Source organism: Magnetospirillum sp., assembly GCA_027532905.1.
GTDB lineage: Bacteria > Pseudomonadota > Alphaproteobacteria > CACIAM-22H2 > CACIAM-22H2 > Tagaea.
The window spans coordinates 213465-238755 of the sequence record JAPZUA010000002.1; the positions used below are offsets into that span (position 1 = coordinate 213465).

General features: G+C 64.3%; 28 protein-coding genes, 1 tRNA gene and 1 pseudogene. 7 read left to right on the plus strand and 23 right to left on the minus strand.

The window, feature by feature from the left end; genetic code table 11:
* Nucleotides 1-16 precede the first annotated feature (16 nt).
* A complete protein-coding gene (gene rpsD / locus O9320_09070) occupies nucleotides 17-634 on the plus strand; it encodes a 30S ribosomal protein S4 (GenBank protein ID MCZ8310993.1) in 618 nt (205 codons plus the stop codon).
* A gap of 60 nt (nucleotides 635-694) precedes the next feature.
* On the opposite strand, the gene O9320_09075 is transcribed toward rpsD, so the two are convergent.
* Entirely contained in the window at nucleotides 695-1039 is a 345-nt protein-coding gene (locus O9320_09075; protein MCZ8310994.1) for a helix-turn-helix domain-containing protein, read from the minus strand.
* Nucleotides 1040-1267: 228 nt separating this feature from the next.
* Here O9320_09075 and O9320_09080 point away from each other — a divergent pair, with 228 nt between their 5' ends.
* Both O9320_09080 and O9320_09085 read left to right on the plus strand, forming a co-directional pair.
* Nucleotides 1268-1825: a flavodoxin family protein gene (locus O9320_09080; GenBank protein MCZ8310995.1), complete on the plus strand. Its 558-nt coding sequence runs from the start codon at nucleotides 1268-1270 to the stop codon at nucleotides 1823-1825.
* A 33-nt stretch (nucleotides 1826-1858) separates the two neighbouring features.
* Nucleotides 1859-2671: a class III extradiol ring-cleavage dioxygenase gene (locus O9320_09085; GenBank protein MCZ8310996.1), complete on the plus strand. Its 813-nt coding sequence runs from the start codon at nucleotides 1859-1861 to the stop codon at nucleotides 2669-2671.
* A 57-nt stretch (nucleotides 2672-2728) separates the two neighbouring features.
* Here O9320_09085 and grxD read toward each other — a convergent pair whose 3' ends face one another.
* The 7 genes from grxD to O9320_09120 form a co-directional block, all read right to left on the minus strand.
* Complete coding sequence (grxD, locus tag O9320_09090; protein MCZ8310997.1) at nucleotides 2729-3061, minus strand: Grx4 family monothiol glutaredoxin; 333 nt, start codon at nucleotides 3059-3061, stop codon at nucleotides 2729-2731.
* Nucleotides 3062-3088: 27 nt separating this feature from the next.
* On the minus strand, nucleotides 3089-3328 hold the full coding sequence (locus O9320_09095) for a BolA family transcriptional regulator (GenBank protein MCZ8310998.1): 240 nt from the start codon (nucleotides 3326-3328) through the stop codon (nucleotides 3089-3091).
* A gap of 11 nt (nucleotides 3329-3339) precedes the next feature.
* Nucleotides 3340-5490 (minus strand): phosphoribosylformylglycinamidine synthase subunit PurL, encoded by a 2151-nt coding sequence (purL, locus tag O9320_09100; protein MCZ8310999.1) that lies wholly within the window; start codon nucleotides 5488-5490, stop codon nucleotides 3340-3342.
* A 29-nt stretch (nucleotides 5491-5519) separates the two neighbouring features.
* Nucleotides 5520-6203, minus strand: coding sequence for a phosphoribosylformylglycinamidine synthase subunit PurQ (gene purQ, locus O9320_09105; protein MCZ8311000.1), 684 nt, complete (start codon nucleotides 6201-6203; stop codon nucleotides 5520-5522).
* A 13-nt stretch (nucleotides 6204-6216) separates the two neighbouring features.
* The gene (gene purS / locus O9320_09110; GenBank protein ID MCZ8311001.1) at nucleotides 6217-6459 is read right to left on the minus strand and encodes a phosphoribosylformylglycinamidine synthase subunit PurS; all 243 of its coding nucleotides are present in this window, start codon (nucleotides 6457-6459) and stop codon (nucleotides 6217-6219) included.
* Nucleotides 6456-7223 carry a phosphoribosylaminoimidazolesuccinocarboxamide synthase gene (locus tag O9320_09115; GenBank protein ID MCZ8311002.1) on the minus strand — a complete coding sequence of 256 codons (768 nt, stop codon included), beginning with the start codon at nucleotides 7221-7223 and terminating at the stop codon, nucleotides 6456-6458. Before O9320_09115 ends, purS begins: the two co-directional genes overlap by 4 nt.
* A 101-nt stretch (nucleotides 7224-7324) precedes the next feature.
* Complete coding sequence (locus tag O9320_09120) at nucleotides 7325-8071, minus strand: NRDE family protein (GenBank protein MCZ8311003.1); 747 nt, start codon at nucleotides 8069-8071, stop codon at nucleotides 7325-7327.
* Between the two features lie 90 nt (nucleotides 8072-8161).
* Here O9320_09120 and O9320_09125 point away from each other — a divergent pair, with 90 nt between their 5' ends.
* Nucleotides 8162-8485 (plus strand): DUF1476 domain-containing protein, encoded by a 324-nt coding sequence (locus tag O9320_09125; protein ID MCZ8311004.1) that lies wholly within the window; start codon nucleotides 8162-8164, stop codon nucleotides 8483-8485.
* A 10-nt stretch (nucleotides 8486-8495) separates the two neighbouring features.
* Here O9320_09125 and O9320_09130 read toward each other — a convergent pair whose 3' ends face one another.
* The 9 genes and pseudogenes from O9320_09130 to O9320_09170 form a co-directional block, all read right to left on the minus strand.
* Nucleotides 8496-8975 (minus strand): hypothetical protein, encoded by a 480-nt coding sequence (locus tag O9320_09130; protein MCZ8311005.1) that lies wholly within the window; start codon nucleotides 8973-8975, stop codon nucleotides 8496-8498.
* 78 nt (nucleotides 8976-9053) lie between these two features.
* The gene (gene purB, locus O9320_09135) at nucleotides 9054-10370 is read right to left on the minus strand and encodes an adenylosuccinate lyase (protein MCZ8311006.1); all 1317 of its coding nucleotides are present in this window, start codon (nucleotides 10368-10370) and stop codon (nucleotides 9054-9056) included.
* Between the two features lie 85 nt (nucleotides 10371-10455).
* Nucleotides 10456-11250: an alpha/beta hydrolase gene (locus O9320_09140; protein MCZ8311007.1), complete on the minus strand. Its 795-nt coding sequence runs from the start codon at nucleotides 11248-11250 to the stop codon at nucleotides 10456-10458.
* Nucleotides 11251-11273: 23 nt separating this feature from the next.
* Nucleotides 11274-11921, minus strand: a complete 648-nt coding sequence (gene nthA, locus O9320_09145; protein ID MCZ8311008.1) for a nitrile hydratase subunit alpha — start codon at nucleotides 11919-11921, stop codon at nucleotides 11274-11276.
* Nucleotides 11918-12510 (minus strand): annotated as a pseudogene (locus O9320_09150) (nitrile hydratase subunit beta). The gene nthA and the pseudogene O9320_09150 overlap by 4 nt, the downstream one beginning before the upstream one ends.
* Nucleotides 12511-12550: 40 nt before the next feature.
* Nucleotides 12551-14275, minus strand: a complete 1725-nt coding sequence (locus O9320_09155) for a sensor histidine kinase (GenBank protein ID MCZ8311009.1) — start codon at nucleotides 14273-14275, stop codon at nucleotides 12551-12553.
* 215 nt (nucleotides 14276-14490) lie between these two features.
* Complete coding sequence (gene radC, locus O9320_09160) at nucleotides 14491-15201, minus strand: DNA repair protein RadC (protein MCZ8311010.1); 711 nt, start codon at nucleotides 15199-15201, stop codon at nucleotides 14491-14493.
* 2 nt (nucleotides 15202-15203) lie between these two features.
* Nucleotides 15204-16049, minus strand: a complete 846-nt coding sequence (map, locus tag O9320_09165) for a type I methionyl aminopeptidase (GenBank protein ID MCZ8311011.1) — start codon at nucleotides 16047-16049, stop codon at nucleotides 15204-15206.
* Between the two features lie 10 nt (nucleotides 16050-16059).
* Nucleotides 16060-16755 carry a YkgJ family cysteine cluster protein gene (locus tag O9320_09170; protein ID MCZ8311012.1) on the minus strand — a complete coding sequence of 232 codons (696 nt, stop codon included), beginning with the start codon at nucleotides 16753-16755 and terminating at the stop codon, nucleotides 16060-16062.
* Nucleotides 16756-16822: 67 nt separating this feature from the next.
* Between O9320_09170 and O9320_09175 the strand changes: the two genes are divergently transcribed.
* The 3 genes from O9320_09175 (at nucleotide 16823) to O9320_09185 (ending at nucleotide 18180) form a co-directional block, all read left to right on the plus strand.
* On the plus strand, nucleotides 16823-17587 hold the full coding sequence (locus O9320_09175) for a molybdopterin-binding protein (protein MCZ8311013.1): 765 nt from the start codon (nucleotides 16823-16825) through the stop codon (nucleotides 17585-17587).
* Between the two features lie 14 nt (nucleotides 17588-17601).
* A tRNA-Leu gene (locus O9320_09180) sits at nucleotides 17602-17688 on the plus strand.
* Nucleotides 17689-17808: 120 nt separating this feature from the next.
* On the plus strand, nucleotides 17809-18180 hold the full coding sequence (locus O9320_09185) for a hypothetical protein (GenBank protein ID MCZ8311014.1): 372 nt from the start codon (nucleotides 17809-17811) through the stop codon (nucleotides 18178-18180).
* Here the strand turns inward: O9320_09185 and rimO are convergent.
* The 6 genes from rimO to O9320_09215 all read right to left on the minus strand — a co-directional run bounded on the left by rimO (nucleotide 18177) and on the right by O9320_09215 (nucleotide 25182).
* Nucleotides 18177-19541 carry a 30S ribosomal protein S12 methylthiotransferase RimO gene (gene rimO, locus O9320_09190; GenBank protein ID MCZ8311015.1) on the minus strand — a complete coding sequence of 455 codons (1365 nt, stop codon included), beginning with the start codon at nucleotides 19539-19541 and terminating at the stop codon, nucleotides 18177-18179. The two genes, O9320_09185 and rimO, sit on opposite strands and share 4 nt — an antisense overlap.
* A gap of 59 nt (nucleotides 19542-19600) precedes the next feature.
* Entirely contained in the window at nucleotides 19601-20179 is a 579-nt protein-coding gene (locus O9320_09195; protein MCZ8311016.1) for a hypothetical protein, read from the minus strand.
* A complete protein-coding gene (locus tag O9320_09200) occupies nucleotides 20176-22185 on the minus strand; it encodes a hypothetical protein (protein ID MCZ8311017.1) in 2010 nt (669 codons plus the stop codon). Before O9320_09200 ends, O9320_09195 begins: the two co-directional genes overlap by 4 nt.
* A 192-nt stretch (nucleotides 22186-22377) precedes the next feature.
* The gene (locus tag O9320_09205; GenBank protein ID MCZ8311018.1) at nucleotides 22378-23277 is read right to left on the minus strand and encodes a polysaccharide deacetylase family protein; all 900 of its coding nucleotides are present in this window, start codon (nucleotides 23275-23277) and stop codon (nucleotides 22378-22380) included.
* A gap of 253 nt (nucleotides 23278-23530) precedes the next feature.
* Complete coding sequence (locus O9320_09210) at nucleotides 23531-24550, minus strand: hypothetical protein (protein MCZ8311019.1); 1020 nt, start codon at nucleotides 24548-24550, stop codon at nucleotides 23531-23533.
* Complete coding sequence (locus O9320_09215; GenBank protein MCZ8311020.1) at nucleotides 24547-25182, minus strand: rhomboid family intramembrane serine protease; 636 nt, start codon at nucleotides 25180-25182, stop codon at nucleotides 24547-24549. The genes O9320_09210 and O9320_09215 overlap by 4 nt, the downstream gene beginning before the upstream one ends.
* Nucleotides 25183-25291 lie beyond the last annotated feature (109 nt).

The window sequence follows — 25291 nt, forward strand, 5'->3', positions numbered from 1 at the left end:
AGGAGAATATGAGACCATGTCGAAGCGTCAAGAGTCCAAGTACAAAATCAATCGCCGCCTCGGGGAAAACCTCTGGGGCCGCGACAAGAGCCCGATCAACAAGCGCGAATACGGCCCCGGCCAGCACGGGCAGCGCCGCAAGAAGCCGACCGATTTCGGCACGCAGCTGCGCGCCAAGCAGAAGCTGAAGGGCTATTACGGCAACATCACCGAGCGCCAGTTCCGCAAGATCTACACGGAGGCCATTCGCAAGAAGGGCGACACGTCGGAGAATCTGATCGGCCTGCTCGAGCGCCGCTTGGATGCGGTCGTCTACCGCCTCAAATTCGCGCCGACCGTGTTTGCGGCACGCCAGCTCGTCAGCCACGGCCACGTGATGCTGAACGGCAAGCGCGCCGACATCTCGTCGATGTTCGTCAAGGAAGGCGACGAGATCAGCCTCAATCCGAAGATGCGCGAAAACGTCCAGGTGCTCGAAGGCGTGTCGAGCCAGGAACGCCAGGTGCCCGACTATCTCGAAGTCGTCGACCAGAAGGCGTTCAAGGGCAAGTTCGTGCGCACGCCGAAGCTGGCCGACGTGCCGTACCCGGTGCAGATGGAACCCAACCTCGTGATCGAATTCTATTCGCGCTGAGGTTTTTGGTTCGTCCCAAACGAACGAAGGCCGGTCCCTTGGGGCCGGCCTTTTTTCGTTTCAGGCGGCTTTGCGTGCAGTCCCTTTGCTTTTGGCGGCCTTGGCGAGCCGCGCATCCTGCGCTTCCCAGCGCCGCGCGATCTCGTCCAGCGCCACGAACACGTCCGACAATTCGGCGCCGCGCGCAGTGAGCGCGTAGGTCACCTGCGGCGGGATCGTGGCGGCGTATTCGCGCGAAACCACGCCGGCGTTTTCGAGCAGGCGCAAACGCTCGGTCAGCATCTTGGCCGACACGCCCGCGACATGGCGCTTCAAGGCGCCGAAGCGCGTCGGCCCTTGGCTGCGCAGGACCCACAGGATGTAGGTCGTCCACGGCCCCATCAGCAGTCGCAGAAGAGAATCCATCGGGCAGCCGCTCGGGCTTTGGCGCTTGGTCACGGGTACGGTCCTCGTCGAATTCGGTTTCGGATCGTCGATTTCGAAATGACCCTAAATCTTAACATGGTTACTAAATCGTACCTACTTTACTTTCGATATCGGATCGCTGATATCTAGTCGGTAAATAAAAGTAACCGAATTGGGCGGCTGCCGCAAGCGGCCCTGCCCGCGGTCCCATACCAGCAGGAGAGCCTTATGGCCAAAGTAGCGATCGTTTATCACAGTGGTTTTGGACACACGAAGATCCTGGCCGAAGCCGTAGCGCGCGGGGCGGCCTCGGTCGCTGGTACGCATGTCGACCTCATTCCGGTCGCCGAAGCGGAAGCGAAGGTCGAAACCCTGAATGCGGCCGACGCAATCATTCTCGGCTCGCCCACCTACATGGGCAACGTCTCGGGCCCGTTCAAAAGCTGGATGGATTCGACCGGCAAGCTCTGGTACGGCCAACAGTGGAAAGACAAGGTCGCGGCCGGCTTCACCAACAGCGGCAACCCTTCGGGCGACAAGCTCAACACGCTGACCACCATGTGGGTGTTCGCCATGCAGCACTCAATGATCTGGGTGAGCCAGGGCGTGATGGCGGGCGAACAGGAAAACGGCGAAACCTTGAACCGCCTGTCGTCGTGGGGTGGTACGATGGCGACGTCGGCCAACGCCGAAGCCACACCCGACAATCCCAGCAAGGCCGACCAGGCGACGGGTGCAAAGCTGGGTGCGCGCGTGGCGACATTCACCAAAAAGCTGAAGGGCTGATTTCGGCCCTCTGAAGGAAGGGGCAAAGTTGCGATGACAAACGAACTGCCGTCTCTGTTCGTGTCGCACGGTGCCCCGACCTTGAGCATCGAGGACGTGCCCGCGCGCGCGTTTCTGTCCGGGCTCGGTCAGACGATGCCGCGCCCGCGCGCGATTCTGGTGGCGTCCGCGCATTGGGAGACGGCGTCACCCGCCGTCTCGACCGCGACGAAGCCCGAAACGATCCATGATTTTTCGGGCTTCCCACGCGAACTCTACAGCATGCAATACGCAGCGCCCGGTGCGCCCGATGTAGCTGCACAGGCGATGGCCCTTCTCGACAAGGCCGGGCTCGACAAGGCCGGGCTCGACAAAGCCGGGCTCACGGCGACGGCCGATCCGCAGCAAGGGCTCGACCACGGGGCGTGGGTGCCGCTGCGCTTGATGTATCCGGCCGCCGACATTCCGGTCGCACAGATTTCGATCCAGCCGCATCTGGGGGCCGCGCACCATATCGCACTCGGTCGCGCACTCGCGCCGTTGCGCCGCGAAGACGTGTTGATAATCGGCTCGGGCGGGGCCGTGCACAACCTTCGCACCATCCGTTACGGAAGCCACGACGCCATCCCGGATTGGGCGCGGCATTTCGACGATTGGCTGGCCGTGCATCTCGAAACCGGCGACGATGCGGCGCTTGGCGATTATCGCCGCCTTGCCCCCAATGCCGCCCAAGCCCATCCGCGCGACGAGCATCTGATGCCGGTGTTCGTGGCCTACGGGGCGGGCGGGGCTGGGGCGAGGGGAACGCGCATCCACTCAAGCTTCACGCATGGCTCGCTGTCGATGGCGGCCTATTCGTTTGGCTGAAACGAAAACGGCGGCCTTTTCGGGCCGCCATTCGTGGAAAATCCCATGCGTTGAAACTCAGGCGAGTTTGACGTCCACGCCCTTGGTCTGCAGCATCTCGGCGAGTTCGCCCGTCTGGTACATCTCGCGCACGATGTCGCAGCCGCCGACGAATTCACCCTTCACATAGAGCTGCGGGATCGTCGGCCAGTTGGCGTATTCCTTGATGCCGTTGCGGATCTCGGGGTCCTCGAGCACGTTGATGCCCTTGAACTTCACGCCCATGTGGGTCAGCACCTGCACCACGGCCGAGGAAAAGCCGCATTGCGGGAACACCGGCGTGCCCTTCATGTAGAGCACGACGTCGTTCGACTTGATGTCCGTTTCGATGCGGTCTTTGACGTTGTCCATGGCGAATTCCTCGCTTGGGGGAAGGGGTCAGGCGCTGGCCGGGATCTCGGTCTGCAGCGCCATGGCGTGAAGTTCGTTGCCCATGCGCCCTTTGAGGGCGGCATAGACCATTTGGTGCTGCTGCACGCGGCTCTTGCCCTTGAAGAGGGCCGAGACCACGTGGCAGGCATAGTGGTCGCCGTCGCCGCGCAGATCGTCGATGCGCACGGAAGCGTCCGGCAGGGCCGTGCGGATCAGCGTTTCGATATCGGCGGCTTCCATCGGCATTTCGAATAACCCTAGTTTTTTCCGGACATATAACCCGGCAGCCAAGCCTCGTGCGCTGTGCGCAGAGCCTCAATCGATATAAGAGTAGCGCCATTGAGTGTCAATGTAGGCGCCTCTGCGACCGTCCCGAGAACGAGGGCGGGCACCTTTGCCTTCTTGGCGGCGGCCAACACGGTTTGGGGCTTCGCGGTCGTCACCAGATAGCGCGCCTGGTCTTCGCCGAACAGCAACGCCGGGGTGGAGTCTTTGAGGGTGAGGTCGACGCCGCGCTTGCCCGCAAGCGCCATTTCTGCGATCGCGACGAGCAGGCCGCCGTCGGACAAATCGTGGCAGGCATTGACGCGGGCCGCTTGGATCAGCTTGCGCACGAAATCGCCGTTGCGCTTTTCGGCCTTGAGGTCGATGGGCGGGGGTGCCCCCTCTTCGCGGCCTTCGATCTCGCGCAAGTAAAGCGTGGCGCCGAGCCAGCCGGCGGTCTTGCCGATCAAGACCAGCGTGTCGCCCGCGTTCTTGAAGGCAAGGTCGGTGCGCTTGGAAGCGTCCTTGAGAATGCCCACGCCGCCGATGGTGGGCGTGGGCAGGATCGCCTGGCCGTTGGTCTCGTTGTAGAGCGACACGTTGCCCGACACGACCGGATAGGCGAGCGCCAAGCACGCTTTGCGCATGCCTTTGATGGCGCCCACGAACTGGCCCATGATCGCGGGCCGTTCGGGATTGCCGAAATTCATATTGTCGGTGATGGCAAGCGGCGTTGCACCAACGGCCGTGAGGTTGCGCCAGGTTTCGACGACGGCTTGCGCCCCGCCGACTTCGGGATCGGCTTCGACGTAGCGCGGGGTTGAGTCGACGCACATGGCGAGCGCTTTTTGGGAGCCCGGCACGCCGACGATAGCGGCGTCGCCGCCCGGGCGCTGCAGCGTGTGGCCGCGCACGAGATGGTCGTACTGCTCCCAGATCCAGCGCCGCGAGGCGAGATCGGGGCAGCCCATGAGCTTCAGCAACGCCTTGCCCGGATCGCGCGTTGCGATCTTTTTGGCGTCGATCGTCTTGCGCTTGGGCGTCTTCTTCCAGGGCCGCGCATATTCGGGGCTTGCCTGCACCATGGGGGCGATCGGCATGTCGGCATCGACATGGCCGTTCTTTTTGACGACGAGCCGCCCGTTGGTCGTGAGCGTTCCGATAGTGGCGCAATCGAGCCCGTACTTTGCGAAGATCTTCTGGGCGACCTTCTGGCGATTGGGCTTGAGGATGATCAGCATGCGCTCCTGGCTCTCGGAGAGCATCATTTCGTAAGACGTCATGCCAGTTTCGCGCGCTGGGACCGCATCGAGATCGAGCTCGATGCCGAGCCCGCCTTTGCCTGCCATCTCGACCGACGACGAGGTGAGGCCGGCGGCACCCATGTCTTGGATCGCGACGATGGCGTCCGTCGCCATCAGCTCCAAGCACGCTTCGATCAGCAGCTTCTCGACGAACGGGTCGCCGACCTGCACGGTCGGGCGCTTTTCGTCGGATTTGTCGTCGAACTCGGCCGACGCCATCGTGGCCCCGTGGATGCCGTCGCGGCCAGTTTTGGCGCCGACATAGACGACCGGGTTGCCCGCACCTGCGGCAGCCGAATAGAAAATCTTGTCGGTCTTGGCGAGGCCCACCGTCATCGCGTTGACGAGGCAGTTGCCGTTGTAGGCTTTGTGGAAATTGGTCTCGCCCGCGACGGTCGGCACGCCCACGCAATTGCCGTAGCCGCCAATGCCGGAAACCACGCCCGCCACGAGGCGGCGCGTCTTCGGATGCGACGGCTCGCCGAAGCGAAGTGCATTGAGATTGGCGATGGGCCGCGCCCCCATCGTGAAGACGTCGCGCAAGATGCCGCCGACACCCGTTGCCGCCCCCTGATAGGGCTCGATGTAAGACGGGTGGTTGTGGCTTTCGATCTTGAAAATGCAGGCGTCGCCGTCGCCGATATCGATCACGCCGGCGTTTTCGCCGGGACCGCAAATGACCCATTTGGCTTTGGTCGGCAGCGTCTTCAGCCACTTCTTCGAGGATTTGTAGCTGCAATGCTCCGACCACATGACCGAGAAAATGCCGTGCTCGGTATGCGTGGGGATGCGGCCCAGAATGCGGCAAGCCAGATCGTATTCGGCCGGCGCCAGGCCCATCAGATCCTTGGGCTTCGGATAGGTCTTTTTCATTTCGCGAGTGCGTCCACAATGCCGTCGAAAAGCTTGAGGCCGTCGGTCGAGCCGCCGAGTGCTCCCGCCGTCGCCGGATTGGTCGCGTTCTCGGGATGCGGCATCAGGCCCAGCACGTTTTTGGTTGCGTTGAACACGCCTGCAATGTCGTTGGCCGAGCCGTTCGGATTATCGGCATAGCGGAACGCGACTTGGCCGCGATCTTCGATGCGCTTCAGCGTTTCGGCATCGGCAAAATAGTTGCCGTCGTGGTGGGCGACGGGGAAGACCACGTCTTCGCCGGTTTCGTAGCGATGCGTGAACAGGCTCTGGCTCGTCGCGACTTTGAGCGCTACGTCGCGGCACACGAATTTGAGGCCCGCGTTCGACAGTAGCACGCCCGGCAGCAAGCCGCTTTCGCACAGGATCTGGAAGCCGTTGCACACGCCGAGCACGGCGGTACCCTTCTCGGCGTGGCGCACCACTTCGCGCATGATCGGGCTGCGCGCAGCCATCGCGCCGCAGCGCAGATAGTCGCCGTGCGAGAACCCGCCCGGCAGCACGATCAGATCGAGCTTGTCGGGCAAGGCGGCTTCGCTGTGCCACACGAGTTTGGGCTTCTTGCCCGAAGCGCGCTGCAACGCGTCGGCAACGTCGCCTTCGCGATTGGAGCCCGGAAATACGACGACCGCCGCCTTCATCGGCAAGGCTCCCTTACTCGACGATTTCGATGCGGTAGTTTTCGATGACCGTGTTGGCGAGCAATTTCTCGCACATTTCTTTGGCGGTCTTCTCGGCGGCGGCACGCGACGAAGCCGCAAGTTCGACTTCCACGTAGCGACCGACGCGCACGTCGCCGATCCCGCCGAAGCCGAGGCCCGCGAGGCCGGCCGCAACTGCTTTGCCCTGTACGTCGAGTACGCCGTTTTTGAGCGTTACGTGAATCTTGGCCTTCATTGGATCGTTCCCGAACCTTTGAGGTCGCGCGGACCGCCTTCGGGCAGAATGCCCAAGCGGCGTGCCACTTCCTGATAGGCTTCCTCGACATTGCCGAGGTCGCGGCGGAAGCGGTCCTTGTCCATCTTCTCGTTCGTCTTGAGATCCCACAGGCGGCAGCAATCGGGGCTGATCTCGTCGGCGAGGATCAGGCGCATCTCTTCGTGTTCGTTCCAATGGCGGCCGAACTCGAGTTTGAAATCGACGAGTTTGATGCCCACGCCGAGAAACAGACCCGACAGATAGTCGTTGACGCGCAGCGCCATCGACATGATGTCGTCGAGGTCGCGCGTGTCGGCCCAGCCGAATGCGGTGATGTGCTCTTCGGAGACCATCGGATCGCCGAGCTCGTCGTTTTTGTAGTAGTACTCGACGATCGAACGCGGCAGAACCTGGCCTTCGGCAAGGCCGAAGCGCGTGGCAAGCGAGCCTGCGACGACGTTGCGCACGACGACTTCGAGCGGCACGATTTCGACCTCGCGCACGAGCTGTTCGCGCATGTTGAGGCGGCGGATGAAATGCGTCTGGATGCCCATCTCTTCCAGCCGCATCATCAGGAATTCCGAGATGCGGTTGTTGAGAACGCCCTTGCCGGTGATGATGCCCTTTTTCTTGTTGTTGAATGCGGTCGCGTCGTCCTTGAAATACTGGACGATCGTGCCGGGCTCGGGGCCTTCGAACAGGATCTTGGCCTTGCCTTCATAAAGCTGTTTGCGGCGGGACACTGGCAGATCGCCCCCTGGCGTCGCTGGATCGCGGATGCGGGAAAGAAGGGTCTGTATAGCCCTTGGCCCCGCGCGCCGCAATCGGGCGCTAATGCCTTGCTTTAGCGCAGCTTAACGGGCTCGAAGGACGGCGAATCGGCGCCAGCGGCGGCAAATCGCCAAATCGGCTTCAGCGCATGCGACCGCTGCGTGGTCGGCAGGCCGATCAGGCTGTGCGACGATGTGCCGAAGCCGGAAGGCAAATCGGCCCGCATGAAGGCGGCAGGGGTCGGGCCGTCGCGGCTTGCCAGCAGCGTTTCCCAGTTTTGCCACTGTCCGCGCTCGGGATCGGGGACGGTGGCCGCCTCGAAGCGCGGAAGGTTGAAAGCGATGCGGGGGCTGGCAAGATCGTTGCGATCGTCGGCCGTGATCATCGACAGGCCAACGGGTAGGGGCTCGACCACAATGCGGCTGGTGCCCGTCGATTTGAGCCAGAACGCGTCGCGATCGTCTGCCAGCAGCATGTTGAAGGGCCGGTAAGCGGCCGGATCGAGGCCTGCAAACGCGCGGGCCGCCTCGTTTGCGTCCGGGTAGTCGAGCGCGTCGAGCACCAATTCGCCACGGCTGCGTTTTCCGGCTGCCGGGCCCAAAGTGCCGTGGCGGTTGAGGATGCTCGCCACCACGCCCGTATCGTTGAGGCCAAGCCAGGAACCGCCTGCCAGCAGATCTTGCCCCGCCACGATATCGGGCCGGTCCGGCCAATGGCGGCCGGGCTTTTCCCAAGGGCGGTCGCGCATTTCGTCGCGATTGGCGGCGATCAGGACCGGCCATTCAGCATTCGGGCGCCGCAGAATTACGATCGTGCACATCAGCCAAACGCCTGAGATTGAACCGGATGCGGCAGCCCGCTATATAGCCGGTGGGTTGCAGTTGCCCGAGCCAGTTCGAGAGGACGTGCCATGAGCGGATTCGACGATCGTCAAAAGGGTTTCGAGAACAAGTTCAAGCACGACCAGGACCTTCAGTTCAAGGTAACGGCGCGGCGCAACAAGCTGGTCGGCCAATGGGTCGCCGCGAAATTCGGCCTCGCGGGCGAGGCTGCCGACGCCTATGCCAAGGAAGTGGTTGCGGCCGACTTCGACAAGCCGGGCGACGACGACGTGATCGAGAAGATCCAGAAAGATGCGGGCCTGCGCGGCGTGGCGCTGTCGAGCGCCGACATCAAGGCGCAGCTCGAGCATTTCATGCCGATCGCCAAGCAGCAGATTATGGAACAGCTGTAAGGCTGTTTCTTCAGCAAGGGCCTGCGGCGACCACGATTCCGGTAAGGCGCAGGCCGAAACTCGCGCGCAGCGGCACGAACGCCAGCGCGTAGCCGCCCACGTCGTCGCGCGGCGGCACTTCCAAAAACAACGGCCGGCCGACGCGCGCGCGTTCGCACACGCCTTGCGTCAAGGCCGAGGCGTCGGCGCCTAAGACGGGCTCGAGCGCTTGTTCGAGCGGACAGCCAGGTTTGATGTCGTCGAGCACGTCGCGCTGTTCGGATCCTGCGCGGTCGATGATCGGCATGCCGGTGGGGCCGATCGCGGCGTCGAACGTGCGCGCGCGCAGATCGCCGACGATGACGTTGGCGGCCCATTCGTCCCAATCGGGCGGCTGGTTTTCGTGCGGACGCATGCCCCAGCGCACCAGCAGACGCCGGACAACGCAAGGTGTCGTCGATGCAGAATTGGCAGCGCCAATGCGCGGCGTTGCCTTGTGGCCTTCGGGCATAGGAATGGCCCCCCTTGGCCAAGCCGATCCGGAAAGCCCCCCTTCCGACAATCGACCTTATCCACAATCTAGCACAAATCAGCGCTGCTTGCGCTTTGTATTTGCACCGAAAACACGCTTGAACACGGTATCGACATGCTTGGTGTGGTAACCGAGGTCGAACAGCGCGTCGATTTGCTTGTGCGACAATTTAGCGGCCACGCGCGAGTCGGCTTTCAGCGACGCGGCGAAGTCGCCGCCGGCACGCCATATCGCCATCGCGGTCGCCTGCACAATTTGGTACGCGTCTTCGCGCGCCACACCGGCTTGCGTGAGGGCCAGCATCACGCGCTGCGAATGCACGAGGCCGCCGAGCGCGTCGAGATTGGCCTTCATGCGCTCGGGATAGATCGTCCATTTCTCGACGAGGCCGGCCGCGCGATGCAGCGCGAAATCGAGCGCGATCGTCGCGTCGGGTCCGAACACGCGCTCGACCGCCGAATGGGAGATGTCGCGCTCGTGCCACAGCGCCACGTTCTCGAGGGCGGGGGCCACGGCCGCGCGCACGATGCGCGACAGGCCCGTGAGATTTTCCGACAGCACCGGATTGCGCTTGTGCGGCATGGCCGACGAGCCCTTCTGGCCGGGGCTGAAAAACTCCTCGGCCTCGCGCACTTCGGTGCGCTGCAGATGGCGCACTTCGATCGCCAAACGCTCGATGGAAGCCGCGACGACGCCGAGCACGGCGAAAAACATCGCGTGCCGGTCGCGCGGGATCACCTGCGTCGAGACGGTCTCGGGCGTCAGCCCCATCTTCTTCGCGACATAGGCTTCGACGAACGGGTCGATGTTGGCGTAGGTGCCGACGGCCCCCGAAATGGCGCAGGTCGCGATTTCCGCGCGCGCCTGCACGAGGCGGCTGCGCGCGCGCGCGAACTCCGCATAGAAGCCCGCAAGCTTGAGCCCGAAGGTCGTGGGCTCGGCGTGGATCGCGTGGCTGCGGCCGATGGTCGGCGTGTATTTGTGCTCGAGTGCCCGCTTCTTGAGGGCCGCAAGCAGCCGGTCGAGCCCTTCGAGCAGCAGGTCGCTCGCGCGCGCGAGCTGCACGGCGAGCGTGGTGTCGAGCACATCGGACGATGTCATGCCCTGGTGCACGAACCGTGCGGAAGGGCCGACATGCTCCGCGAGGTTCGTCAGAAACGCGATGACGTCGTGTTTGGTTTCGCGCTCGATCTCGTCGATGCGCGCGATTTCCCATTTGCCCTTCTTCCAGATTTCTTTGGCCGCCTTCTTGGGCACGATGCCGAGTTCGGCCTGCGCGTCGCACGCATGGGCTTCGATTTCGAACCAGATGCGAAAGCGCGCTTCGGGCTCCCAGATGGCGGTCATTTGCGGGCGGGAATAGCGCGGAATCATGGGGCCTCGTGTCGGTCGGATGCAAAGAAGACAGAGGTTTAGGCGAGGTGCAGGTCTGCGGCAAGGGGCAGATGTGCGACCTGATTCAGCCGCCGATCCAGTCGACGATCGCGGCGATTGTCTGGGCCTCGATGCCGTTGAAACCGTGATAGGCAAAAGCTTCGCACGGATCGCCCTGCGTTATCCCGCCGTCCATCGCCATCAGCGCTTTGCGCGGGGCGGACGACACGCGCGCGAGCGTGGATTCGGCCGCGGCGAAATCGCAGATGCGGCACGCATCGCGACGATGGTGCACAAACAAAGTCGGCACGTCGATCCGATCGAGCGCCATCGCCGGTACGGCACGCGAGCGGTCGTCGCTGAAGATCGTCGATGTGAGCACGATGCCGTCGGCTCCGCCTTCCGTGCGGCGCATTTGCGTTGCGACATAGGCGACCGACTGCGTGCCGCGGCTTGTCCCCACCAGCCAGACTGGCAGGTTGGGGGCACGCGCGCGCAGCCACGCCATCGTGGCTTTGATGTCGGCGACATGCGCGTCCGTCTGCCGCACGCCGCCCAAATATGGAGCTGTCTGGCGATCCGAGGGGGCGTCGAACGCGACGGTCCAAAAGCCAGCCTTGGCGAATGCGGCACGTGTGCGGATCAGGAAATTGCCTCTGCCGCTCGTCAGGCTGCCGTCCGGTGCGATCGCCAAAATGCCGTTGCCGCCCGCGAACAGCAACAATATGCCGCGCGCGTCGCCCGGCGGCGGCGTGATCTCGACGCGGACATGCACGCCCGGGCGCGTCGGAATATCGGCGATGTTGGGAAGGGCCGATTGGGCGAAGGCGGGGGCTACCGCGAGCAGCGCCCAGATCGACAAAGCGAGGCGTTTGAGCATGGCACGCCTCGCGTTGGGCCGCGTCAGACGGTCGGCACGGTCGTGCCGATCAGGCTGTCGCGGCCCACGATTGCGGCAAGCTGTTCTTCGCTCCACCCGTCGGTGCCCGCCGGGCGTTTGGGCAGAACGAGATAGCGCATGTCGGCCGTCGAATCGACGACGCGGATTTCCACATTGTCGGGCAGATGCGTGCCAAATTCGGCCAGCACCTTGCGCGGCTCGAGCACGGCGCGCGCACGGTAGGCGCTCGATTTGTACCAAGCCGGCGGCACGCCGATGATCGCTTTGGGATAGCAGCTGCACAAGGTGCACACGACCATATGATGGAGCGTGTCGGTGTTCTCGAGGGCCACGACGATGGCCGTGTTCGACGTATCCACGCCGAACTCTTCGGCCGCCTTGCGCGCATCGGCAAGCAGGCGTGCTTTGAAAGCGGGATCGGTCCAGGCGCGCGCGACGATCTTGGCGCCGATGGCCGGCGAGCGGCTGTCCATCAGTTCGATCTGCGCGCGGATTTCGTCGGCCGTCAGCACGCCCTTGGCGATCAGCAATTCGCGCACCGCACGCTCGAGGCGGCGATATTCGGGCCGCGGCTCGTGCGCATGCACCGCATCGTGCGCATGGTCGTGATCGTGCCCGACATGGATATGGTCGTGATGGTCGCCGCTCATGGGGCCCCCTCGAGCCAGGATTCGTAGATGTCGGCGGTCAGGGTTTCGCGGCCCTGCACCGTGCCCGGAAACAGTTCCGCGCGCTCGAACCGCACCATGTAGAGGGCGAGTTTCGGCTGCCCGTCGCCGCCGGTCGCAAGCGTCTCGGGATTGCCGAAGCTGCCGAGCGCGCGCTCGACAGTCCCCACGGCCCCGCGCACGAAATGCGGCGTGCGCACATGCACTTTGCGGCCGGCAGCTTCGGGCCAGTCGTTGCGCACGCGCACGCGGGCACCCGGCGCGAAGCTCATTGTTCTTCGTCCGCCTGCTTGAGTTCGGCGAGCTTCAGCACGAGTTCTTCTTCGCCGATCACGTCTTTTTCGACCATCACGTTGGCGACCGCCTGGATCCATTTTTCGTAGTAGGCGAGATCGTCGTAGATGTCGGCAGGCAGGGACTCGATCGCGTTGCGCAGTTCGTCCGTGCGCATGAGGCGGCGGCTCGGATGGTTCAGGAGATTGACGAGCGCGTCGACCTGCTTGTCGAACTGCGACAATTCATGGTCGGTGCGGTCGATGGGCTGCGTCGCAAACGGTGCGACGCCGCCCATGTCGTGGTGCGATCGCGAAGGATGATTCATGAAAGAGAGTTTAGCGCCGCGCGTTTGCCAAGCCAAGAGCGGGTTGGAGCGGCGCCGCGTCCGTGGACGGGCCTGGACCAAAACGTGCGCAGGCGCGCAAGCCGCCTTGCGCGCGGTTCGCGACGACGAGGTCGCCGCCATGGGCGCGCGCAATTTCGCGCGAGATGGAAAGACCCAGACCCGTCCCAACGGGCCGCGCAGTGGCGATGTTCGGATCGCCGAACGGCTCCATCATCGTTTCGAGCTGATCGGCGGCAATGCCCGGACCTCGGTCGGCGACGCAAAGCTCGATCGCGCCTTCGAGGCTTCTCAGATGTACGTCGATCGTGCCGCCAGTCGGGCTGTGACGCACGGCATTGCTGAGTAGGTTGACGGCGACCTGAACAAACCGCATGCGGTCGAATTGTCCCACGAGCGGTTCGTTCGGCAGATCGCATGCGACGACGAGTTCCTTGCGGTCGGTCGCGTCGCGCACGATGGCGAGTGCGTCCCCAAGGGCTGCGTTCGCGTCGGCTTCGGCGATTTCCAGAGCCGCTGGATCGAGTTCGATGCGCGACATGTCGAGCAGGGTTGCGACGAGGCGGTCGAGATGCTTGGCCGAGCGCAAGACGAGATCGAGGCTTTCTTTGGAATCGTCCGAGACCGTTCCCTTGTAGCCGAGGCGCACCATTTCGGTGAAACCGATCATGGCATTGAGCGGCGTGCGCAGCTCGTGGCTGAGATTGGCCAGAAGTTTGGTTTTGCTGCGGTTCGCGCGTTCGGACTGGCGCATGGCGGTTTGGGCACGTTCGACCGAGGCTCGGAGTTCGCGAATAAGGCCGAGCCGCATGCGGTTTTCGCGTTCCACGAGGTAGCCGGTCGTCGCAAGAAGCGCCAGGGCGAGCCCGGCCGCGCCGATGGCCAAATACGCGTGCATGCGCGCCTCTTCGAGCAACGGACTGCGGTTTGCGCCAGCGGACACGAACACTGGAAATGCAGGATTGTTGCGCCACGCCCCGATCCTGGTCTCGCCATCGAAGGGCGAGACGGCCTTGAATGTGCCGCTCTCGCGCGCCGGATCGCGCTGCCTGATCGGCGGCAGCGCATCGTAGCGGACGCCGATCCGCACGTTGTCGTCTGTCGATGCCGCCAGCAGAACCCCGTCGTTGCGCCACAGACGCGCCGTGGCGCCGAGCGTGGCGAGCCGAGGGGCGAGCGCTTGCTTTAGTAGCGGCAGCGGAACGCCGACGGCGACGACGGCGATACGATTGCCGTCGATATCGAAGATCGATCGCGCGACCGGGATCAGGGTCGTCTTGAAAACCGCCGATTCGAATGGCGTACCGAGAACGTAGTCGGGCGCGTCGGGTTCACCCAGACGCCGAAAATAGTCGAGCGCGCTCAAATCACGCCCCAGCCCCTGGCGCGAGCCGCCGGTGAATTCGACGATGCCCCAGTTGTTCTGCACGACGACGCCCAAGACGACCGGATTGCGCAAAAGTGCTCTGTCGATCGTCGCATTGAGCGCGCGGTCGGCGTCCGCGCGCATTTCGCTGCCGCCCAATCTCACTTCCGTTTGCACGGCGATCGTGTCGAGCGTCTGCCGGGCACCCTCGAGCACGATTTGGATCTGGCGGTTGACGTGCAGGGCTTCGAGTTCGACTTGCTGGACGCTGAGGCTCTCGGCTTCGCCGAATTTGTTGCGCACATTCCAGTAGGTCCCGAGCACGATCAGCAACGCCAGAAGCGCGCGCATTGCGAAAGTTCCCCACCGCGTTTTGGGGCGGCCTATGCGGCCGAATTCGCTCTCGCTTCGCTGCTTGTCTGCGCTTCTGTCGTTCTGTCGAACCGGATTCTCTGTGCGCATTTTTTCTCGTTTTGGGCGGGCACGATGCAAGGACACGGTGCGGCGTTCTCCCCTTATATGCGCAGTATTGTTATTATGTTTATAACAAATTATTAACCGCGCAGTCAGATCAGCCCCAGGCTTTTGAAGCTGCTGTGACCGTTGCGGCCGATCACGAGATGGTCGTGGACCGCCACGCCGATCGCGGCGAGCGCTTTGGCGATGTCCTTCGTTATCGCAATGTCGGCCGGACTAGGCTTGGGATCGCCCGACGGGTGGTTGTGGACCAGGATGACGGCACTCGCCGACAGCTCGAGGCAGCGTTTGGCGACCTCGCGCGGATAGACGGGTGCGTGGTCGATCGTGCCGACTTGGTGCACCTCGTCGTGCACGAGCTGGTTTTTGCGGTCGAGGAACAGCAGCCGGAAGTGCTCTTTCTTGGCGCGCGCCATGTCGGCGCGGCAATAGTCGATGAGCTTGTTCCAGCTCGACAGGACGGGCTCTTCCATCGCCTCCTGGCGCGCCAAGCGTACGGCGGCCTCGCGCACAGCCAGCAGCGTGTCGATCGCGACCTCGCCGAGGCCGTCGATGCGCGTTAGCGCCGCGCGCTCGGCCGAAAGCACGTCGGCATAGCCGCCGAAGCGGTCGATCAGCGTTTTGGCGAGCGGCTTCACGTCGCGGCGCGGGATTGCGGCGAACAGCAGCAGTTCGAGGAGTTCATAGTCGTTGAGCGAAGCGGCCCCAGCGCGCCGGAAACGCTCGCGCAGGCGCTGGCGATGGCCGTGATAATGTGGCGCCCGGTCGTCGTCGTCCGGTTCGGCCTGCTCGCCCGGCACGCTCAGATCGCGTAGGGCGGCTTGTCGAGGCCGCGCGGCGAGGTGGTGAAAATCTCGTAGCCGGTTTGCGTCACGCCGATCGAGTGTTCGAACTGCGCCGACAGCGAGCGGTCTTTGGTCACGGCCGTCCAGCCGTCGGACAGCACCTTCACGCGCCAGTCGCCGGCATTGATCATCGGTTCGATCGTGAAGAACATGCCGGACACAAGCTTGAGCCCGGTTCCGGCCTTGCCGTAATGCAAGACCGAGGGCGCGTCGTGGAACACGCGGCCGAGCCCGTGGCCGCAGAAATCGCGCACGACCGAGAAGCGCTGGGCTTCGGCGTGGCGCTGGATCGCCGCTCCGATGTCGCCAAGCGTCGCACCTGGGCGCACGACGGCAATGCCCGCCATCATCGCCTCGTAGGTCGTGTCGATGAGTTTGCGCGCCTTGATGCCGACCTCGCCCACCAGAAACATGCGGCTCGTGTCGCCGTACCAGCCGTCGAGGATCGTCGTCACGTCGAGATTGACGATGTCGCCGTCTTCGAGCTGCTTGTCGCCTGGAATGCCGTGGCATACGACATGGTTCACCGACGTGCAGATCGATTTAGGGAAGCCCTTGTAGCCGAGCGGCGCGCAGATCGCACCGTGGCCGACGATGAATTCGTGGCACAGACGGTCGAGCTCGCCCGTGGTGATGCCCGGCTTTACGAAGGGCGCGATGTAGTCGAGCGTTTCGGCCGCCAAGCGGCCGGCCTTGCGCATGCCCTCGAAATCGGCAGCTGTGTGGCGCTTCACCGCACGGCCCTCGGAATCGATCAGCGGGGCGGCATCGACCAGCGATGCGGTATCTGAAATCTCGTCCATATTCGGCAATTTAGACTTTCGCCCCAGGCTGCACAAGCCGGGCTGCCGCAAAGGGGTCGCCGCCGGCGGCATAGTCGGCGGCGGCGTCCGGGTTTTCCTGCAGGATTGCGAGCGCCAACAGCAATTCGAGCGTTTCGGCGCTCATTCCGTGCGCGTTGAGCGCCTGGCCTAGACCCGCCAAGGTCGCATCGCCGAGCGACACGGGCTCGATCGGGATCGGCCGGTTCGGATCGACCGGCTCGTCGCGCACGCCCTCGTAGCGGCGCTGGCAGTAGGCGGCGTCGCGCGAATAGACGGCGCGGCAGCGATTGGGGCGCACTTCGTAGATGGCGCAGCCCGAAGCTTCCAGAAACGGGCAGGGCGTGCGCGCGGCCCGGCGCGCCTCGGCATCGAGCCCGAGCAGATCTGGAAGCAGGGCACGCAACCGCGTTTCGAGGGCGGTTCCGGCGATGAATTCTTGGACCGCGAGCGCTTCGGCCCCGAGGATCGCCACGTGTTGATGGCAGCACCAGTTGCAGCCGGCTTTGCAGGCGATGGCCCCCTCGGCCTCCACGTCGGCGCGCTCGTTGGCCCACGCACGGTCGAACATCGTGTGTGCCGCACGCGCGGCCGCAGCCGCGGCGGTGGGCGTATGGTTGCCCGCCAATGCGTCTTCCGCGCGGAACCGGGCGGCGAGGAGGGCTGCTTGCATCGTGCTTTGTGCCATGGCGGTCCTCGTTCTATTGTCCGCTCGCCGCCTTTTGGCAAGCAGGATTCGCGAAAGCAGCCCCGATATGGACCAACCGAGCCCCACCGCCTGCATCCTCGTCGTCGGCAACGAGATACTCTCGGGCCGCACGAAGGACACCAATTCGGGCTGGCTCGCCGAGCGCCTGACCACGCTCGGCATCCGCCTGCGCGAGATCCGCACGATCCCGGACGTGGCGGAAACGATCGTCGCGGTCGTCAACGAGGTACGCGCCAAATACACCTACGTGTTCACGAGCGGCGGTATCGGTCCGACGCACGACGACATTACGGCCGAATGCATCGCCAAAGCCTTCGGCGTGCCGTGGGAGCTGAATCTGGAGGCGCGCGCCATTCTGCGCAGCAACTACGCGTCGGACGACGACCTCACGCCCGCCCGCCTGCGCATGGCGACGTTGCCGCGCGGGGCCGCATTGATCGCCAACCCCGTCAGCAAGGCGCCGGGCTTCCGCATGGAAAACGTCTACACGATGGCGGGCGTGCCGCGCGTGCTGCATGCGATGTTCGACGGTATCGCGGGCGAACTCGTCGGCGGGCCCGTGCTGCTCGCCCACAGCGTGGTCGGCAACGTCGCCGAGGGGCGCATCGCCGACGGTCTTGCGGCCCTGCAGGCGCGCCATCCCGATCTCGATATCGGCTCCTATCCCAACGTTCGGCCCGACGGCAGTTTCCGCAACGCCGTTGTGCTGCGCGGCCCCGACCGTGCAAGATTGGCGACGGTCGCGCGCGAAGTCGTATCCCTCATCGAAGGGCTCGGCGGTACGGCCAGCGACGAGCCGCCGCTGTTATGACCTTGTCGCTCCGTCCCGGCTTGGCGGAATTGGTAGACGCAACGGACTTAAAATCCGTGGATCTTTCGATCGTACCGGTTCAAGTCCGGTAGCCGGGACCAACTTATCGCGGTGCACCGGCGTTCTTTGCGAATCTGGCTCGTGTGCTAGCGTAGTTTATCGGATTCGCGGGATGGCGCGCTCGGCGCTGCGGCAGGCAAAACGGATTTGGGCACACGAAGATGGGCTATCAGGGCTTCAATATGGCTTACGTACCGATGCTGAGCGAAGTCGCCTACGACTATCGCCCGCCCGACGCAGGCTGTTTCGTCTACGGTGCGGACACACCGTGGGGCCGGCTCGAGGTTGAAGTGACGGTGACCGACAGCGGCATCTACGCGGTCGAAGTGTTCCACACGCAAGACGGCGCTGCGCGCGCGCCGTTCCGCCCGGCCCTCGACGATGCTTACCATTGGTCCACGCTACATCCCGAGCAGGCGGCCTTGTTCGCCGCGACCGTGGCGGCGCGCTATCTCGAACAGCGCGCGACCGGCGAGGCGACGATGGATTTGGGCCAGCTGCAGCAATTGCTCGCCAAAATCGTCGGGCGCTAGACGGTCCGTCTTCCGGTCAAATCGTAGGCGTCGGCCGAGGCGATCGCGACTTTGACGATCTCGCCCACGCGCACGTCTTTGGCACCGCGGATCGTGACTTTGCCGTCGATCTCGGGCGCGTCGGCCTTCGAGCGGCCGATCGCGTTCTTGCCGTCGATGCTGTCGACCAGCACGTCGATCGTGCGCCCGACATAGCGCTTGAGGCGCTTGGCGCTGATCTTCTGCTGGGCGGCCATCAGGCGATGCCAGCGCTCTTCTTTGACCGCCTCGGGCACGGGGTTCGCAAGTTCGTTGGCGGCGGCACCGGCAACGGGCTCGTATTTGAAGCAGCCCACGCGGTCGAGTTCGGCTTCTTCGAGCCAGTCGAGCAGGAATTCGAAATCGGCCTCGGTCTCGCCGGGGAAACCCACGATGAAGGTCGAGCGAACGGTCATGTCGGGCACTTGGCGGCGCCAATCCTGGATGCGCTCGAGCACGCGTTCCTGGTTGGCGGGTCGGCGCATTGCTTTGAGCACGTTCGGTGCCGCGTGTTGGAACGGAATGTCGAGATAGGGCAGGATTTTGCCTGCCGCCATCAGCGGGATCACGTCGTCCACATGCGGATAGGGATAGACGTAGTGCAGGCGCACCCACACGCCGAGTTCGCCCAAGGCCTCGCAAAGATCGGTCATGTGCGCGCGCACCGGGCGTTTGCGCCACGGGCTCGTCGCGTGTTTGATGTCAACGCCGTAGGCCGACGTGTCTTGGCTGATCACGAGGAGCTCGCGCACGCCCGCAAGTGCGAGACGCTCGGCCTCGATCATCACGTCGCCTGCAGGCCGGCTCGCGAGTTTGCCGCGCATCGACGGGATGATGCAGAAGCTGCAGCTGTGGTTGCAGCCTTCCGAGATTTTGAGATAGGCGAAATGGCGCGGCGTGAGTTTGATGCCGTGTACGGGCACGAGATCGACATACGGGTTGTGACGCGGCGGTACCGCTTCGTGTACGGCGTTCACGACCGCTTCGTACTGGTGCGGGCCGCTCACCGACAGCACCTTGGGGTGCGTCTTGCGGATGAGGTCGCTTTCCGCACCCAGGCACCCAGTCACGATCACGCGGCCGTTTTCGGCCAGAGCTTCGCCGATCGCGTCGAGCGACTCCTGGCGGGCTGAATCGAGAAAGCCGCAGGTATTGACGATCACCGCGTCGGCGCCGTCGTAGGTCGGGGCGATTTCGTAGCCCTCGGCGCGCAGCTTGGTCAAAATGCGTTCGGAATCGACCAAGGCTTTCGGGCAGCCGAGGCTGACGATGCCAATGCGCGGGGCCGCGTTCGCGGATGCCTTTTTGGCGGAGGAGCGGGCGGGAGCGGAGGTTGGGGCCATTGCGGCGCCGTTATAGGGTGTTGCGCGCGCTTGCGCCAGTGCTGCCCTCAAGCGGCGCTTTAGCCGCTCGCTTCGGCGCGCGCGGGCGGCCGGTTGGCTTCTTCGTCGGTCGGCATTGCCGGCGGCGGGGCTTCTTCTTCCGACACGAAGTCTTTGCCGATGATCGCGCGCTCGGTCGGCGCGTTGCGCAGGCGCGTTTCGGTCCAGATCTCGACCAGTTCGGCGCGCCGCCGGTCGAACTGGATCGCGGTCAGTTTCTGGCGCGCCACGGCAATGCGCTCGCCAAGCCACGGGCACATCACGGCGATCGCGTAGCCGCCGAAGCTTGCCCCCAATGCGATCGCCCAGGACCTGAGTTCGGTGTGCACCGGGCGCTGCGGGTCGAACAGGCCGCCCGTGACGATGGGGGCGATCGCCGCGACCGTCACGGTCGCCGCCGCCCAGCTCAAAAACAGCCGTTCGGGATGGCGGATCGCAAACGGGATCGCAGCCGGCAGCAGGGCGCCGCCGATGAAGATCAACAGGGCCGGATGCACGAGCACGATCGCGAGCAGGATCATGCCGACGATGCCGGCGATCGCGGCGATCAGCGCCCACAGCAGCAAGCGGCGGGTCAGCGGGGTCTTGGGCTCGTTCATCGGGCGCTTAGTTCGACGAACATCATGACGATGAGCCCGCCCATGCACGCGATCGACAACAGCCCGTACGCCGCCTCGAGGCCGCGGTCGCGGCCCATGCGCTTGGCGCGCGCAAGCAGGCCTTCGCGGTCGGACAAGGCGGCGTCGAGCGCATCGAACTCCTGCTTGGCCTCGGCGAAGGCGCGCGCGTCGGCGGCGCGGATGTCTTCGTCCATCACGAGATCGAACATCTCCGACACGTCGCCGCTGCTGGCCTTCTGCACGATCTGCGCGCGCAGCTTCTCGCGCGTCTCGGGATGGTGGATGTCCTCGATGACCGTGTCGGCCATGCGCAGGCACACTTTGGCGAGATTGGGGAAGGCCTTGCCGTCGCAATCCTGCTGGAAGCGGCCCGCAACGCGCAGCACCGAGGGTGCGGCGGTCTTGGTCGGTTGGTTGAGCTTGTGCCAATGCTGGATGGCGCGGTCGGAGATCGCGGCGCGCGCGCCGAAAAAGCCGACCATGTGGCGGTCGAGCTTCGGCGCTTCGGGATCGCTGCAGGCTTTTTCGATGGGTTCGGCGAGATCGATATGGGTGCGCGCCCATTTTCCGGCCACGGCCGGCGACAGGCACGGCGCATCTGGGTTGAGCTTGTAGAGGGCGGCTTCCAGCGTGTCGCCGAAGCGCTCGTAGCTCTTTTCGATTTCCTGCAGGCGCTTGGTTTCGATGTCGACGAGGCCGAAGACGGCGGCCGTGCGCATCCACAGCGACACGAGCTTCGCGCCCAGCAATTCGCAGAATTCCTGGCGCCGCGGCGGATCGTTGATGATCTGCTGAAGCAAATGGCCGGCACCGGCCGGGAAAAAGGACAGCGACTTGTAGCGAATGGGGCCCGACGGATCGAGACGCATGATCGCTTTCGACAGTTCGACAGCCGCATCCGGCGCATCGTCGCTGCTCGATCGGCGCAACGCTGTGGCGGCGGTCGGTGCGGTGGGGACGGTCCCGACCGTCGAATTGTCCGCGATCCATTTGTCGATCGCGCCTTCGCGCACCAGCCGCATGCCTTCGGTCTGGTTGCTGAAAAGGGCCTGGGCAATTTCGCGCGCCGTGTCGCACTCGACGCTGCCGACCATGAAGGTCATGCGGCGGCGGCCGAGATTGGGGCGCTGGGTCTGGTCGGGGCGCCGACCGCTTGCCCATTCGCTGAGTTTCTGCAGGTCCCAGCGCAGGCGCACGTCGTCTTCGGTGAGGCCTGTGATCATGTCGATCATGTCGCGCGGGATCGAGGCAGTGTCGAGGAGGGCGGCTTGCGAACTGTAGCGCAGTCGACGCTGGATGATTTCGGCGTCCTCAGCACCTTCGCCCGGCATCTTGCCCGAGGCGAGCGCATAGATCGTGAGCCCAAGTGCGAACAGATCGTCGGCCGGGCCGGGCGAACCTTTGGACTCGCGCTTGGCAAGCGCCCGTTCGATCGTCTCGAATACGGACGGCTGGTCGTAGCCGGGCGGGCACAAGGTCGCAGGCCCAAGCGTGAACAGGGTCTGCTTCGTGTCCATCGAGAAGATGTTGTCGGGCCGGATGCTGCCATGCGCCTGGCCTGCGTCGAACAACGCCCCCAACGCCGCGATCGCGGGCCGGATCAAATTGGTGGTCAGGAGCTTGGCATTGTACGCGCCCCACATTCGGCGCGGCGGCGCGGGCGCTATCGGCTGTTCGTAGACGAAGCCGTAATGGTCGGGCTTGCCCGGCAGCGGCAAAGCATCGTGGTGGAGCAGCTTGAGCAGCCCCGCCCGGTCGATGGATTGCGAGCGGCGCGCCGCCTCGATGCGCACGCCCGGTGCCGGCGCGCAAATATAGGCCATCAGCGGCATGTCGGGATGGTCGACATGGCGTGCAGCAAAGCACGGCGCCCAAGCGCGCGAATAGTCGAGCAGCGGTTGGTCGAGCCGGATTTGGTAGTCGCTGCCGAAAGGCAGCAACATGTTCAGCGTCGAGCGCGGCGTGCTGGCAAAAACATCGGTCACTTAAACGGAAACCCTCTGGTCAGGGCGACGCCAATCTCTATGTTAGCTTTCTTGCTCGCACTATCAAGCCGGTCTTGCAAGAGATCGCCGTACCGCACACGCGTGTATGACGATTTTTCGGCTATGCGTGTGATTTTCGCTTCGTTTTTCGCGAAATGGAAATGGATTAGACAAGGCACGCGTGTGGTTGTTTTAGGGATTGCTGCCTGGAACAGTACCGGGCGGCAACGAAGCTGCGTGTTCGGCGATGGCGCCGGCTGTTGCGATCCAGATATCGGCCCGGTGCTTGGCGATATGCGCAAGTGCCCGGCGCAGATGGCGCAGGCGGTAGGGCTGGCCCACCAGATAGGGGTGCAAGGCGATCCCCATGACGAGCGGCATGGCCTTCGCCTGGGCCAGCATTTCGTCGAAATTGTCGATAATCATGTCAGCGAAGGCGTCGCCGCCGATTTTGCGCCCGACGATCATCGGTATGTCGTTGAGTTCCTGCGGGTAGGGCAGGGCCAAGATGCGGCCTTTGCGCGTACGCATCCACACCGGCTGGTCGTCCATGCACCAATCGAGCAGATAGCGGTAGCCTGCCTCCTGCAGCAGGTCGGGCGTGTGCGGGCTTTCGCTGATCCAGGGGCCAAGCCAGCCTGCGGGCGATTTGCCCGTCTGGCGGGCGAGGATTTCGGTTGCCTCGGCGATCAGGGCCGCCTCGGCTTCCGGCGCCAATGTGCCTTGGCGTTCGGCATTGCTGCGCCCGTGGCCGACGATTTCGTCGCCGCGAGCTGCAAAAGCGCGCATCAAGTCGGGTGCGTAGTCGTACATCGTGCTGTTGGCGAGCACCGAACAGGGCAGCGACAATTCGTCGAAAAGTTCGCGCATGCGCCAGGCGCCGACCCTGTTGCCGTAGTCGCGCCAGGCGAAATTCAGGATATCCGGCTGCGGGCCGCCGGGAGCAAGCTCGGCCCCGAGCCCCTCGCCGAACGCAAAATGTTCGAGATTGAGACCGAGATAGACGGCAAGGCGCGTGCCGTTGGGCCAATCGTAGACCGGGCGGCCGACGATGGGCTGGTAGTCGTAGCGCCCGTGTGTGGCGAGTTTCATGGGCCGCACAATAGGCAAAGCGAGTGTCCGCCGCCAAGCGTCCTGCGGCGTTTCAGGCCGGGAAAATGAAAAGGCCCCGACGCAGGGGGGGGTGCGTCGGGGCCGAAGGCTATCCGACCCAGGGGGGGGAGGGGCGGATACCAATGGCGAGCGGGGGGGTGCTCAACCATGAGCTAGCAAATGGGGTCGGTCCTCGAAATCGCAAGAGGGAGCCGCAACAAATTTTGAAAAAAGATAGCTAATATACATAGACTCAGTGTGATTCATAGATAGCCCAGCCAGGTGCGGCCGCATCGCTCGATAGCCGTTTGAGGTGTCGGGCAACGCCATAGAGGTCCCAGACGGCTTGGCATGCCTCGAAGCTCATTGAGCCGTCGCCTCCCCAAACCATGTAGTGGCTGCCGGCCGGCAGATGGCGCAATGCGGCGTCGACCCGCCGTGTCCAGAACGCGAGCGGCGTCTCCGGGGTTTGCGACAGCGGCTGCCAGCGATTGGCCATCAGCGAATGCACGAGCTGGTCGTCGATCGTATATTCGTCGAGACCGCGCGTCGGCGGATTGACGGCGGCGAAAAGCGGGGCATTGAACTTGATCCGGGGGGCGACGTCTTTCATGTCGGCGCAGAACAGTTTGGCCTTTGCCGGCCCGATCGCGTCGATGGCGGCGTTGAGATCGCGGACAAGCTGGCCGACCACCGCGGCCGGGCGGCGCGCGCGTGCCAGGTAAGGCCGCCAATCGGGATCGCGCAGCTTTTTGAGCTGGGCCGCATCGTGGCTGTAGAGGATCTCGAACCCGTCCTCGACCGAGCGCGCAAACCCGAGAGCCCAGCGCACGGCGAGATATTGCAGCCCGGCGCGTTCGGCAGCGGGGACCCGTGCGTGGTAGAGCCGGTCGAAGACGGCGCAAACCGGTTCGATCAGATAGTCGCAAGCGAAATGGAAAGTCGGCACGTGCGGGTGGAGGGCGGGACGCGCCGCCGCCAGCAGGGCTGCAACGCGGGCCGGATCGATCCGGCGCCCGCCGAACAGGAACTGCGCGGCCAGATGCGAGCGCGGCGCAAAATCGTTGACCGCCAAGCGGCGCACACCGCGTGCGGCAAACACCGTCGGCATCAGGCACGAGCCGGCCGTGAAATCGACCATGGCGAGGTCTTTCCACCGTGCTTGCGGCAATATGCGGGCATAGGCATCGACGATTTCGGGCACCCAATCGGCGATGGTGCCGTCGAGCGGCAGCATGGCGCGGCGCAGGATGGCGAGCGTTTTGGCGTTCATGGTTGGCGTTGCGACCCTGCAAGGAGAATGGCGGCAAGGGCAATGCCGCCGAAGAAACCGCCCAGATGCGCGACCCAGGCAATGGAACTGCCGTCCGTGCCGGGAAAGCCGAGAATGCCGAACAGCACCGTCGGGATCGCCCACATGGCGGCGGCCCCCAACAGCCAGCCGGGGCTGCCGCCATTGCCCTGGCGCATTGCCACGAGCACGCATCCGACTAGCCCCGAAATACCGCCCGACGCCCCGATCATCGGCTCGATGCTGTCGGCGTAGATCGCGAAATGGGCACCCGCCGCGATGGCGCCGCTCAACAGATAGAGCGACAGCATCGACGCCACCCCGAAGCGGCGCTCCACGCCCGACCCGAAGGCCGCCAGCATGACCATGTTGATCGCCAGATGCACCCAGTCGCCGTGCAGGAACATGTAGCTGAGCGGCGAGACGATTCCCGACAGTCCGAGAGCTGCATCGCCGGAGAATCGTGCCGGCGTGAAGCCGAAGGCGTCGTTTGCAAGCCACACTGTGCGCGATTCGAACAGGCGCAAGGCCCCGAAGATGCCGACATTGACCACGATCAATGCAAGCGTGAGCGGCGGCAGGTTAATTGCTGGTTCGCGTTGGCTGGTGGGCATTCGACCCGTTCGGAAGCAAGACTCGTAAGCCACGTTATATAGAGGGTTCCGTGCGCCCGGTCTTGCGCGTCGTGCGACGGGGCCTAGCGCTTCGACGGCAAAATAGGGC

Excerpts from the sequence above, each read along its gene's own strand:
- O9320_09205 (MCZ8311018.1), bottom strand. The coding sequence starts at position 23,277 with ATGAAACTCGCCACACACGGGCGCTACGACTACCAGCCCATCGTCGGC.
- map (MCZ8311011.1), bottom strand. The coding sequence starts at position 16,049 with ATGGACGAGATTTCAGATACCGCATCGCTGGTCGATGCCGCCCCGCTG.
- purB (MCZ8311006.1), bottom strand. The coding sequence starts at position 10,370 with ATGATTCCGCGCTATTCCCGCCCGCAAATGACCGCCATCTGGGAGCCC.
- nthA (MCZ8311008.1), bottom strand. The coding sequence starts at position 11,921 with ATGAGCGGCGACCATCACGACCATATCCATGTCGGGCACGATCACGAC.
- rimO (MCZ8311015.1), bottom strand. The coding sequence starts at position 19,541 with ATGGCCCCAACCTCCGCTCCCGCCCGCTCCTCCGCCAAAAAGGCATCC.
- purL (MCZ8310999.1), bottom strand. The coding sequence starts at position 5,490 with ATGGGCCTGGCGCCGGCCGAATACGATCTGGCTTGCCGCATTCTGGGC.
- grxD (MCZ8310997.1), bottom strand. The coding sequence starts at position 3,061 with ATGGACAACGTCAAAGACCGCATCGAAACGGACATCAAGTCGAACGAC.
- O9320_09175 (MCZ8311013.1), top strand. The coding sequence starts at position 16,823 with ATGGACCAACCGAGCCCCACCGCCTGCATCCTCGTCGTCGGCAACGAG.
- O9320_09215 (MCZ8311020.1), bottom strand. The coding sequence starts at position 25,182 with ATGCCCACCAGCCAACGCGAACCAGCAATTAACCTGCCGCCGCTCACG.
- O9320_09125 (MCZ8311004.1), top strand. The coding sequence starts at position 8,162 with ATGAGCGGATTCGACGATCGTCAAAAGGGTTTCGAGAACAAGTTCAAG.
- O9320_09120 (MCZ8311003.1), bottom strand. The coding sequence starts at position 8,071 with ATGTGCACGATCGTAATTCTGCGGCGCCCGAATGCTGAATGGCCGGTC.
- rpsD (MCZ8310993.1), top strand. The coding sequence starts at position 17 with ATGTCGAAGCGTCAAGAGTCCAAGTACAAAATCAATCGCCGCCTCGGG.
- O9320_09080 (MCZ8310995.1), top strand. The coding sequence starts at position 1,268 with ATGGCCAAAGTAGCGATCGTTTATCACAGTGGTTTTGGACACACGAAG.
- O9320_09075 (MCZ8310994.1), bottom strand. The coding sequence starts at position 1,039 with ATGGATTCTCTTCTGCGACTGCTGATGGGGCCGTGGACGACCTACATC.
- purS (MCZ8311001.1), bottom strand. The coding sequence starts at position 6,459 with ATGAAGGCCAAGATTCACGTAACGCTCAAAAACGGCGTACTCGACGTA.
- O9320_09140 (MCZ8311007.1), bottom strand. The coding sequence starts at position 11,250 with ATGCTCAAACGCCTCGCTTTGTCGATCTGGGCGCTGCTCGCGGTAGCC.
- O9320_09155 (MCZ8311009.1), bottom strand. The coding sequence starts at position 14,275 with ATGCGCGCGCTTCTGGCGTTGCTGATCGTGCTCGGGACCTACTGGAAT.
- O9320_09130 (MCZ8311005.1), bottom strand. The coding sequence starts at position 8,975 with ATGCCCGAAGGCCACAAGGCAACGCCGCGCATTGGCGCTGCCAATTCT.
- O9320_09210 (MCZ8311019.1), bottom strand. The coding sequence starts at position 24,550 with ATGAACGCCAAAACGCTCGCCATCCTGCGCCGCGCCATGCTGCCGCTC.
- O9320_09095 (MCZ8310998.1), bottom strand. The coding sequence starts at position 3,328 with ATGCCGATGGAAGCCGCCGATATCGAAACGCTGATCCGCACGGCCCTG.
- O9320_09085 (MCZ8310996.1), top strand. The coding sequence starts at position 1,859 with ATGACAAACGAACTGCCGTCTCTGTTCGTGTCGCACGGTGCCCCGACC.
- O9320_09170 (MCZ8311012.1), bottom strand. The coding sequence starts at position 16,755 with ATGGCACAAAGCACGATGCAAGCAGCCCTCCTCGCCGCCCGGTTCCGC.
- purQ (MCZ8311000.1), bottom strand. The coding sequence starts at position 6,203 with ATGAAGGCGGCGGTCGTCGTATTTCCGGGCTCCAATCGCGAAGGCGAC.
- O9320_09185 (MCZ8311014.1), top strand. The coding sequence starts at position 17,809 with ATGGGCTATCAGGGCTTCAATATGGCTTACGTACCGATGCTGAGCGAA.
- O9320_09195 (MCZ8311016.1), bottom strand. The coding sequence starts at position 20,179 with ATGAACGAGCCCAAGACCCCGCTGACCCGCCGCTTGCTGCTGTGGGCG.